Source organism: Paenibacillus sp. MAH-35 (genome assembly GCF_058135425.1).
Window position 1 is genome coordinate 1 of sequence record NZ_JBYUPU010000081.1, and the last position, 9,975, is coordinate 9,975.

13 protein-coding genes and 1 pseudogene are annotated in these 9,975 nt (G+C 44.5%); 4 read left to right on the forward strand and 10 right to left on the reverse strand.

Features of this window, described 5'->3' with window-relative positions:
* Window positions 1-546: 546 nt before the first annotated feature.
* From AC3Y2E_RS34290 to AC3Y2E_RS34320, 7 genes and pseudogenes are all read right to left on the reverse strand, one after another.
* Complete coding sequence (locus AC3Y2E_RS34290; RefSeq protein WP_379217878.1) at window positions 547-807, reverse strand: hypothetical protein; 261 nt, start codon at window positions 805-807, stop codon at window positions 547-549.
* Window positions 794-1,093, reverse strand: coding sequence for a hypothetical protein (locus AC3Y2E_RS34295; RefSeq protein ID WP_379217880.1), 300 nt, complete (start codon window positions 1,091-1,093; stop codon window positions 794-796). Before AC3Y2E_RS34295 ends, AC3Y2E_RS34290 begins: the two co-directional genes overlap by 14 nt.
* A gap of 392 nt (window positions 1,094-1,485) precedes the next feature.
* Complete coding sequence (locus AC3Y2E_RS34300; protein WP_379217882.1) at window positions 1,486-2,262, reverse strand: ISL3 family transposase; 777 nt, start codon at window positions 2,260-2,262, stop codon at window positions 1,486-1,488.
* A gap of 58 nt (window positions 2,263-2,320) precedes the next feature.
* Window positions 2,321-2,656: pseudogene (locus tag AC3Y2E_RS34305) on the reverse strand (transposase family protein); the annotation flags it as partial.
* Between the two features lie 71 nt (window positions 2,657-2,727).
* The gene (locus tag AC3Y2E_RS34310) at window positions 2,728-2,910 is read right to left on the reverse strand and encodes a hypothetical protein (RefSeq protein WP_379217885.1); all 183 of its coding nucleotides are present in this window, start codon (window positions 2,908-2,910) and stop codon (window positions 2,728-2,730) included.
* A gap of 56 nt (window positions 2,911-2,966) precedes the next feature.
* A complete protein-coding gene (locus tag AC3Y2E_RS34315) occupies window positions 2,967-3,584 on the reverse strand; it encodes a hypothetical protein (protein ID WP_379217887.1) in 618 nt (205 codons plus the stop codon).
* Between the two features lie 1,426 nt (window positions 3,585-5,010).
* Window positions 5,011-5,193, reverse strand: coding sequence for a hypothetical protein (locus AC3Y2E_RS34320; protein ID WP_379217889.1), 183 nt, complete (start codon window positions 5,191-5,193; stop codon window positions 5,011-5,013).
* 150 nt (window positions 5,194-5,343) lie between these two features.
* Between AC3Y2E_RS34320 and AC3Y2E_RS34325 the strand changes: the two genes are divergently transcribed.
* Window positions 5,344-5,592 carry a DUF7689 domain-containing protein gene (locus AC3Y2E_RS34325; protein WP_483875106.1) on the forward strand — a complete coding sequence of 83 codons (249 nt, stop codon included), beginning with the start codon at window positions 5,344-5,346 and terminating at the stop codon, window positions 5,590-5,592.
* Between the two features lie 24 nt (window positions 5,593-5,616).
* On the forward strand, window positions 5,617-6,303 hold the full coding sequence (locus AC3Y2E_RS34330; protein WP_379217891.1) for a hypothetical protein: 687 nt from the start codon (window positions 5,617-5,619) through the stop codon (window positions 6,301-6,303).
* A gap of 110 nt (window positions 6,304-6,413) precedes the next feature.
* Here AC3Y2E_RS34330 and AC3Y2E_RS34335 read toward each other — a convergent pair whose 3' ends face one another.
* From AC3Y2E_RS34335 to AC3Y2E_RS34345, 3 genes are all read right to left on the reverse strand, one after another.
* Window positions 6,414-7,067, reverse strand: coding sequence for a zincin-like metallopeptidase domain-containing protein (locus AC3Y2E_RS34335; protein ID WP_379217901.1), 654 nt, complete (start codon window positions 7,065-7,067; stop codon window positions 6,414-6,416).
* A gap of 460 nt (window positions 7,068-7,527) precedes the next feature.
* On the reverse strand, window positions 7,528-7,836 hold the full coding sequence (locus AC3Y2E_RS34340; protein WP_379217893.1) for a hypothetical protein: 309 nt from the start codon (window positions 7,834-7,836) through the stop codon (window positions 7,528-7,530).
* 30 nt (window positions 7,837-7,866) lie between these two features.
* Window positions 7,867-8,430 carry a hypothetical protein gene (locus AC3Y2E_RS34345; RefSeq protein WP_379217895.1) on the reverse strand — a complete coding sequence of 188 codons (564 nt, stop codon included), beginning with the start codon at window positions 8,428-8,430 and terminating at the stop codon, window positions 7,867-7,869.
* A gap of 918 nt (window positions 8,431-9,348) precedes the next feature.
* Here AC3Y2E_RS34345 and AC3Y2E_RS34350 point away from each other — a divergent pair.
* Window positions 9,349-9,759 carry a helix-turn-helix domain-containing protein gene (locus AC3Y2E_RS34350; RefSeq protein WP_379217897.1) on the forward strand — a complete coding sequence of 137 codons (411 nt, stop codon included), beginning with the start codon at window positions 9,349-9,351 and terminating at the stop codon, window positions 9,757-9,759.
* 43 nt (window positions 9,760-9,802) lie between these two features.
* Window positions 9,803-9,946, forward strand: a complete 144-nt coding sequence (locus AC3Y2E_RS34355) for a DnaA N-terminal domain-containing protein (RefSeq protein ID WP_379217899.1) — start codon at window positions 9,803-9,805, stop codon at window positions 9,944-9,946.
* Window positions 9,947-9,975: the final 29 nt, after the last annotated feature.

Consider the following 9,975-nt stretch of genomic DNA (forward strand, 5'->3'; position numbering starts at 1 on the left):
GAAATAGCTGGGGAAACGAATGGCTGAGATGCGGCCATCGGTACCACTTTTGGTTTGAGGATTATGATTGGACACCCTTCCTCGATTAGGATGGTCTAATGGAAAGGACCTACTTCTCCAGACGTGGAGGATTTTTACATTTCTATCCATGTGTAAGCGGGTAGTATCAGTTGCGCTGGTTTTACCCCTCCCAGGAAAATGCCCCACAGTTGTTCCTTCAGGAATTGCGAACAGTCTTAATCATTAAATGGGAACCACCGCGCGGACATCCGGGAACCGGATGTTCGCGCCGCCCGATCGGAGCGATAGCGGAGATAGGGCCGGCCGAAGGGGATGCCCTAGCCCCTTCGGCCGCCGCGTTTCCGGACCGCTTACGAATCCGAATACAGACATTGTAGCCTACAGATTTGATGACATGAAATCTTTATAGAATAAGGTATTAATACGTTTGTGTCGGACATAAATACAGACAAGTTTGCTGACATCATTTATAGAGAAATCAGAATGCTTCGAGCTCCCTCAGAGTGCAACGAACACACTCAACATCTAATCACGGATCGTACTTTCATTCGGCGCCCTCCAGGCATTTCGAGCCATCCCGGCCATCGCGATTACAAACAAGATCCCCACGATGACGAACGCAATCACGACAATTTTCATAATCAGCGATTGATATTGTACCAACTCCACCATCGGGAGCTGATGCATTTCTGAAGTGACTAGCATTTGATTAAAAACAGCCATTGTCGAAAACTTCATCAGGAGGAACAGGATCCCCGACGTTGCCGCCCATTTAATCATTTTCATAATGAATTCGCCCTCCTGATCTGAATATCTCCATAATTCCTAAGCTTCCGGATTGCACGTCCCGTTTTGCTGCAGGTTGAACCTCTTCAGCCCGCAGCTCTCGATTGAGATCCCACCAGCAGTAACAAACCGTACCGATTACAGTGGCGAATAACAAGCCACCAACCAGGTTCCAAAGCACCGAATCGATCGAATCCGGCCGTAAGCCAATAACCACAAGTAGGATCGGTAAGAGCCATTTCACTTTTGACTTGTGCCTAAGAATCGCCTGAACCACGTGCTTCATAATGCAACTCACTCCCCATTTTGATATAATGGGAAGGCGTGAGGACCGGCCAAGCCTTCCGGAAGTCGTTTGCTCCCTTTAAGCAAGCGGCTTTTGTTGTTTAAGCTGCTTTTCTAGCTTCATATAGGTAACAATCTTGGCTCTTCTCCATTTATTGTGGAAATGACAAAGTAGAACCCTTTCAATAGATTGCTAGATTCCCATCAATTTTCAAAGTTTTGCAAAAGATCAAAACCAAAATCGGACAAGGAATCAGATCAACTCAAATCCTGAATTGTTCACCCTCTGATGCATAACTTCCCTTATTCTGGGGTATCCTGTCCAGTGGACAAGGGAATCGGGTCGGCGAGATGAGCGGGTTGTGGCTCCAAGCTGATGTCGGTTCTTTTTCATTATTGAGGCTGCTGGACGGTAATCTTTAATTTATTAACCGTAACGTAGGCCATCGCGATGAAGTTATCAACCGTTCTGAAGCCTCGGGCTTTTCGCTTTGTCGCTTGAACGAGGCTATTTAACCCTTCAAGCAGCCCATTGGTCATCTTGGTTCGGAACCATCGCAGAATACCTTCTTCATGCCGTTTTAATGATTTAGCTACCTCGACCATCGGATTTATCTGGGAACGAACTGCCCAGCGATACCAACTGCTGAAGTACAAGTCCGCTAATAAGGCTGGATACATCTCTTGAAGCGCCAGTTTGATTCGATACGCTCTGCCCGTTAACAGGTTCATATCCTTAAGTTTCACAAGCTTTTCTTTTTGGGATGGGGTCAAGTTGTCTTCATTCTTTAACCAGACGTAGCGGCTTTTCTTGAGTTCATCAACTTCTTTTTGTTCTTCGCGGCGCACTTGATCTACCGATTCATTTACCATTTTCATGACATGAAATTTATCAAATGTAATGCTGGCTTTTGGAAAGTGTTGCTCGATGCCTGAAATAAAAGCCGCCGACATATCACAGCAAAACTCTTCGATTTGCCCTGCATCAACGTTTCGTTCGCTTAAAAACGAACGAAACGTTAGTAAACCATCAGCACCTTTGCCTTCGGTAGCAAACAGCAGTTTTTTCGTGTCTACGTCTACAAATAAGGTAATATATTGATGTCCGCGGCGACTGGAGGTTTCGTCGATCGCAATCCGCTTGACATGGGTCATGTCCATCTTTGCCATGGCGCGATCCACATAATACTGCAGCGACAGGCATTTCTTTCATCAATTCCATCACATAGGATTCTAACCGCCATGTTAACCCAGCCTGTGGACGAGCCCAATCCACGATCACCGTTAAAACCTTTCCGCATGCGCCACACTTGACTCGAGGTAAACGAGCATGGAGCACCGTTTGATATTGCCAAAAGATTAAATGCCGCCACATGCGGTCTTCATCTACAACGTCAAACACTTTGCATGACTTTCCGCAGTTGGGACACGCAAATTCAGCTCCCCGCCGAAAGTTAAGACCCACGTGCAATGTCAATGTTTCCATATCTAGATCTCGGTAACTTACATACCAAGGTTCCTCAATTCCCAATGCGACTTGATACATATTCAGTTCTTGTTCCATATGTTCCACCCCGACCACATCCGTAAGGAATTTTCATAGATTATTCCTATCTTGGTCAGTGTTCTATTTTTTCAAACCCACAGCATTTGGCGAGGAGGCACAATCTTTTCATCAAGGGATTGGGATTTCGAGATCAACTTTTCCGACATTTGCCCTAACTCGTTTCCGATTTCTCTGCAGCTGTCGCCGATCCGATTCAATTCGGTTCGGCTTTCTTCGATATCCGCGGCAAGCCGCTCGATCTCCTCTTTCATCGGCCTTTCCCCTCTTGTGGTCATCATCCCGCCCACCTCCGTTTCGTAATGTCTCATTATTTACAGAATTCATCTGCCGTAATTCGAAAAGCTTCATCAACGGTAATACCGATATTCATGATATCTCTCTCACCGATCTGGAACAGTTTCAAAGTTTGAAGCTTCAATTTCTGCTCTGGATTCAAAGAGTCATAGAAACGCTGGGCTTCTAGGTCGATTTGCTTCCCCTTTCTTGGGAAGGGGTATACTTTCGCTTTCGCCATCGGTAGCGATTCAGTTACCTGGCTCATCTCAGTAGCCTTAGCTGCGGCCCGCGCCGCCTGTTCCGCCTTCTCCTTCTCACGGATATCAATTATTGGTGCCTGGTCGCGCATCAGATCCGGACGTTCCTTTGGCTCTACTCCGACTAACAACCCTTCCTGGATCATCCGGCGTTCAGCGTCGGCACGTTCAAAAACTAAAGCATTCTCGAAAGAGATGCCTGCTTTGGCCATGTAGCCGATTAGTGCCGCCCTGCGTTCGTCGGACAGGCTCCGGTTGGCATTGAGATATTTCGGTCCGACATAGAGCGTCCCTCCCCATTCATACCCTGTTGCCTCTCTCCGATCGTCACGCGCAAGGATCCGAGTATAGGACTCAAAGCGATTCAACACCTTCTGAACGTCCTCTTTCATGGGGCCATCGGTCCAGTAACACAGTTTTTAGTGCTTCCGTAATATGCTTTTTAGCCGTTTTCCCATCAATACTGATTTTTTCCATACCAATCAAGTCCTTTCATTTTAGGTTTAGACCAATGATGCCAAGGATCCGGAGCCGCCCGATCGGCACTAGCTCCCCGAAACCTTTCCCGTTTTTTTGTTGAAGTTTACTCGATACGCTCGTCCCTGCTCCCGGGGTGAAATTTTCGTATCGAAGTGATTACGATTCGGTTTCTTGTTTCCGGACTTGCGAAACCTGCATCTTGCGTATGAAGTTTTCAAAGAGCAATTCATCCGTATGTCGTATCCGTCATAGCCCGATTAACCATGCTGGTTCTCGGAGTGCAAAGGTCTGCCCGGCTAGCCGGGATGGAAAAAGCTTTTGGCATGCACTTGGCCAAAAACTTTTTCCACCTTTGCGCGGAGAGGTTCGGTATGGTTGGCTATGCTGGACGGATACGACATACGTCCGGATGAATGCGGATGAAAACGTAAGGAGCAAGATGCCTGGCCTAGCCCGATCTGTGATTCAAACCGTCGGTTTTTGCTTTTGAACTGCCTTTGAACTGAATGTCCTTCCTGAAATGCCTAAAGAAGCCCTTCCATCATTCAAGGGCTTCCAGCTTCATCTATCACTTTCAAAAAAAGGCTTCGGAACGCAAAGGAGGATCAGCTGGCCAATGGAATCTATCGGTTCTTAGGGGCCGATCTTTGCCCCTTAGAGCCGGTGATTCGCTTGGCCGGCCCGACTAAACGAGCTGGGGGATCCAATCTAAATATTTATCTAATTTCTACCTTCATCAGAAAACAGAAAAGTGTTACAAGCCTACATATTAAGGCGCTATATCAAATATCGGATCAGTCAGGCTTAGCGTTTTCTCTTACTCTAAGCTCAAAGAGACATTGCCAAATCAAACGCCGTTCTTCTGTCGTTGATTCAATTTCAAAATTACACCGTGAATTCTATTCGATATCCGTTCTGGCACATTTCACTTTATTGAAGGGACATCCTATTTAGTATTAGTAGGATTATAAAAGGCATACAGGGCCTAGGACTCTGGATTGTAAATCGGGACTTATCGCCCATTTGTGAGTTATTTTGTGAAAAACAGCAACCCTTCCCTTTTATTAGGTGTTAATAATATGATTACAAATTATGGGTTTTCTGATATGCCCATAATGAATAATCAGAAAGTAAAGAAGGGAGGTATCCGAATAAGAATATAAACGACAAGGTAGTGTGAGAGAATGCTAGAAAAAATCACTAAAAGTAAAGGGGGGGGGGAATTGGCATATATTCATATAAATAAAGAGCTGCGGTATTTTAAAAACCGAAGTATAGGCCTAGCTACTCATGTCATTTTGTATCGTTTCCACGAAACATCATCTAACGTAAGCATGATCATTCGAGTAAATCTCGGTTATCACTGGTACCAAAAATAATGAATGGAGTTGAGATGATGCTTGCTAAGTCCGTATCAAAGATCAATAAATCAATACTTTCAGTAACCATAGCTTTAACAGCGATAATTTCGGGGTCTACTGTGGCATTAGCCGGAATTACAACACCTGCATCTGTATTCAACGATCGACTCAAGACCTCAGATAACTACGCATGGTTAGGCGATTCAACCACGTTGTATAATTGTATGGCGTATGCAATACAGGACTATTCACAAGGATGGATATGGCCTTGGGGCGTTAATAATCCAACTAGTGCGCAGATGGATACTACATGAATTCAATAGGATGGTATGGTGTCACTATGGATAGCTATGACGTCGCACTTTATGAAATTATTTCCTATGGGCAATCAAATTCGGACATATCCCATGTCGGGAGAATTGCTGACAGTACCCATTCAAATGCAAAATGGGGACCGCTAGAACTTTTGCAACACTCTGGGTGGGATCCTTATAAATCAAGTTCTCCACCTAATGATGTATACGGCGATGCTAGAAAAAAAATATTACAAAGGACTTAAGTAAATTGAAGGAGTGATGATATTGTGAGTGGCAATATGAAAAAAATCTCAGTAGGATTCCTTACACTGTTTATTTGCAGCTTTTTAGTAGCATTGTTGTTAAACAGCACCGCAGACGCGTCAATTGAAAAACAAATAGATAATAACTTCGCTTCCATTAATGAGACGATAAATAAAGAGATTGCTTTAAGAACCGCAACAAGCTCGAATCCATATGATTACGTTAAGGACAACCCGGATTTTGAGAATATCGTTGCTTTGGGGAACGATGCACTTCCAGGTTTGCAAAAAAGGTTGCTAAGCAGCGAAAGAAGTGGCTTAGAGGAATATATATTGGCCATTGCAATCGAGAGTATTGCAAAAGTGGATCTGAAAAAAAATGAATCTACAAAGTGGATATCGGCTAAAATGTTCAAAACAAAATGGCCTGAATATCTTAAATCTATCCCTTCTTTGGTTGATTCGGTAACCGCCGATCAAGCGTTAACGACTGCGGAAAAAGTAAAAAAACTTAATGAAATGGGTACCCCTGCCCTGCCATTTATCTTGGAAAAAATCGAAAAAGGTGATGAATATCTATTTCCAGTGGTCATTGCACTAACAGATAATTCAAAAAATGTTGTGGAGAATAAAACCGTCGACCCCAGCGAATGGGCTATTCAGAATAAGGACAAATTCTCCAAACTGAAGCAATATGTATTAGATCAATAATAGTCTTTATCGCACTTTAAAACGCAAGAAGTTGACGTCAGTATGATCGACGTCAGCTTCTTGCGTTTTTGTTGTGGTCTCTGCCTTTGTCTTTCGAGAGATCTTCGGCATCATTGATTTGACTTCGCTGGCAGAGCTAGGCGGCGGCCCATCGTGCTGTTATCGATCCCGGCCATCCCGCACAGCATCGCGGCCCCCATTTCGGCAATTAGTTCCTCTTTGGAATACTGTTCACTTCCAAATTCATCGAAATGTGCAACGCCGGGACGATTTAAACGCTTCGAGTGTCCGGTGCTATGTACCATCTCATGAAACAGGGTGCTATAATATTCAGCCGGGACCGGGTAATCTTTCAAAGGTGGAACGCTAATGAAATCAGCACTTGGCCGATAGAAGGCCCGGTCCGTTGCAAATCGGATAGGCGGAGAACCGGCAAACCCTTGGACAATTTTCTCAGCTTCGGTAATCGGATCATGGTCAAACTCCGTACCCTGTCGTCTGCTTTTCAGCCCTTCGCATTGGGTGTTTATTTCAAAGACTCGGTAATACCGAAGTAACGGGATTTTTTCATCCTCGCCGGTATCCTCGTCTTTTACTTCAATCCACTTCCAAAAAACAACAATGTTTGCTTTCTCGCCTTTCTTCACCTTGCCCCCGACTTCGTTTATTTGCTTCATTGTCGCGTATTCACCCGGGTCTAAAATGAGCGTGTTTATGCCGCGCAGGGTTGAAAAAAGTTTTTTGGGTGCCCTTCCCGGAAAAATTTTTTCACCTTGTCCGGAAGGGTTATTTGTGTTTTGCTATGCTTTGCGGAATATGAGCGGATGGGAGTCTTTGAAATCGGAAGAGGTAAGCTGCCGGCAGAATGGGCGATGTGAACCGAACCGTTTAGCGGTGTCCAGAGGCAGCTTGCCTCTGGTCGATGCCCCCTCAAGGGGGCTAGAATCGGGGTGGTTGTCCGCTCCACCGGGTAGCGGCTCTTTCTATCTGCTCCGGATCCGGCCAGCTCGAAAGCTGGGCCTTTTGAAATTAACCAACGACGACCAAGCTACAATCGATGGCTCCCCGGCTGTAAAAACCGACGAAAGCCGGATGTAGCCATTCTTCCTGGTCGGCGGCTGGCCCAGAGCTTCCGATAACGAAAAAAGACGGCCTCTTCACTTTTGCTTACCGAAGGGGCCATCTTTTGACTTAGAAGCAGAAGTGGGGAGGGGGATCTCCCTCTTATTCCTCTACTCTTATGAATGTTCCATCTTTAGTAATCAATACCTTCGTGCTAGAATTAATTGCTTTCTTGTCATATGCCGCGTTAGTACTGTCTACTGACGTTCCAGAAGGAATGCGTTTGAATACTCCATATTTTGTGTAAATCTTATCAACTGCTTGCTGCATTTCCTCCATTTCAGCGGCGCTCATTTTTTGTTGGGGAGTAAAACCGTCATTTCCAAAAGCAAAGCTCTTCACAGTTATTCCTGTAGTGATAGCAATTGCACCAATTGTGCAGATTAATCCAAGTTTATCTAACTTTATCATGAAGTTCACATCCTGTAGTTTTATTTTGCGTTATTCAATGTAGCCATTCCCTTGTGCATCATTACTATCAATGGTATTCATAATCTTGACATTATATGTTCCAGCAGGAACATTATCAAACGTAATTGTTTCGTTTGTTCCTTTACGGACGCCATCAACTTCTAGAACAGCTGAGTTATTGCTGCTGCTTACGAGTTGATATCTGATAGTTACATTAGCATTACTATCATCATTTGCCCATTGAACAAGAGTTAAACTAACATTGCTTTGAGAAGATAGAGTGACGGAGCCATTCGAAACAATGAAATGGCCTGGAAAAAGATCATAGAATACATAGTATAATTGTACAGCATTAGCATCAAATGTAGAAGATTTTTTATTGATCGACGGTGTTACCTTTATGACACGACTTTCTACATCAGCAAGTTCAGCAGGACTCATTTTCTGGGGAGCTGAAAAAGTTGTGAATTTCTGACTCTGAATAAATGATGTATTCTCAAGTGACATTGTGGGTTCTGCATAAGCAGTAACAGAAGTAATCATTGCTGCAGCAAGTGTAAGCGATAGAGTTAATGGTTTAAACGATTTTTTCATAATTGAAAACCTCACTTGTTATGAATATTGATTCCCCAGTTCTTGCCTTTTTGTCCGTAGTAAAATCCATCCTCCTTTTTTCACATATTGATTCATATCAGGCAAGATGCTTGTGTTCACCCAAAATATGTAATTACTATACTTAACAAAGTGAAATATGGAAAAGTTGCAATATTTATAATTTTTTTTTTGGAACTAAAGGAAATTGCAGGTTTCGATAATCGTTTAATAGACGGCTTGCCGCCACGAGCTTCGTGACTTTTTTCAAACGAGACTCGATGAATGGAATCACCCAAGGAGCCGTCTAGCGGTTCCCCTGGGCCATTTACGAGCGGCAGAATGGTTTATAGACCGCGCTTGCGAAACTTGCTGGTTTGCGCATGTAGTTTTCAAAGAGCGCTTGCCGGGATGGCGTTCTCGAAAGAGGAAAGCCACCTTTGCGCGGAGGGGTTCGGTGTGGTTGGCTAAAATGACCGACGCGAAAAACGCCCGGATGTGGCTCGGTGAAAGACGACAGAAGCGAAGCTCCAGCGCTGCAGTAGCGTCCTGCGAATTAAGTCCGTTGCCTCGCTTCCCTGATTTCTCCCACAAGGGTTTAATGGGTTTAGTTCCCGACCCGAACCGGACAGGACGCGCACGCTGTGCGCTCCTAGCCGGCGCCAAGGCGGGGGGCGGAAGGATGCCACCGCCGCATGGAATCTAACGGGTCTTAGGCGATCTGTGCCTTAGAGCTGGTGATTCGCTTGGCCTTCCCGACTGATCGAGCTGGGGGATTGGACAAGGCACTTTACGGTCCATAAATCATACAGCGTACACGCGGAATGTTTATTTACTTGGATAAAGAGAGACTTCTCCTGCATTTACATATCCAGATATATCCCTTATTATAGAGATAATTAGGGATAAAGGGTGGAGCCAATGAATGCAAAGGAAGCAGCAATATTGCTTGGGGTTCATTATAAGACCATCTTAAACATGATAAATGATGGGCGTTTGGCAGCATCGAAAAATGATTCCGGCGATTGGGTAATTAGTGAAAGTGATCTTGCTGCTCGGGAACAACGGATCGAAGACAAGGAGTTCTCGGCAATTTATACTCATATGGCCGTACAAATGATCGAGAAGGCACACGGTCGTGCTGTTAAGGCGGCCCGAGATGACATAATTCATATAGCACGTTCGATAATAAAGTATGCAGAACGACCTGACGAATTTAATCAACAGGTTAAACGTCTACAAAATGCTCTTGATGCCTATAAAGCGGCTGATGCACTCACATATGTTGTTAAGTCGATTCGAAAACAGTCTGAGGCAGAAAGCCAGAGTTAATAGAACCAAACGAAGCGTATTGACCTGAAGGAGATGAGTTGTAGTGAAGGGTCATAACCAGGAATTATGGCAGCAGGTGCTTTCTGCTATCAAGATTAAGGTGAGCAAACCGAGTTTTGATACTTGGTTGAGTGCTACAAACGCAATCGTGTTTGATGAATCCAAACTCATTATTAGTGCGCCCTAATCAGATCCACCGTTTATGAATGCTTCTAT